1 pseudogene is annotated in these 255 nt (G+C 38.4%); it reads left to right on the forward strand.

Annotated elements, in window-relative coordinates:
* Positions 1-73 precede the first annotated feature (73 nt).
* A pseudogene (locus PL9214_RS29295) lies at positions 74-255 on the forward strand (IS701 family transposase); the annotation flags it as partial.

Consider the following 255-nt stretch of genomic DNA (forward strand, 5'->3'; position numbering starts at 1 on the left):
CCCTCTTCTGTCAGTCTCCGAGGAGTAAAATTAGAAAATAAACCAGATGGGTAGCTAGAAGGGAGATAGGGTAATGGATGTAGAATTACAGATGCTCAAACATTTAGCCCGAGATGCACAACCAACAGTTTCCGTGATTGATGAATATTGCCAAGGTTATAAAGACCTATTCCCAGAAGTTAGAAGTTACGAATGTTTTAAATACTTACATCTAGGAATCATCTCACCAATTCCGAGAAAATCTTTACCGGAAAT

This window comes from Planktothrix tepida PCC 9214 (assembly GCF_900009145.1).
GTDB lineage: Bacteria > Cyanobacteriota > Cyanobacteriia > Cyanobacteriales > Microcoleaceae > Planktothrix > Planktothrix tepida.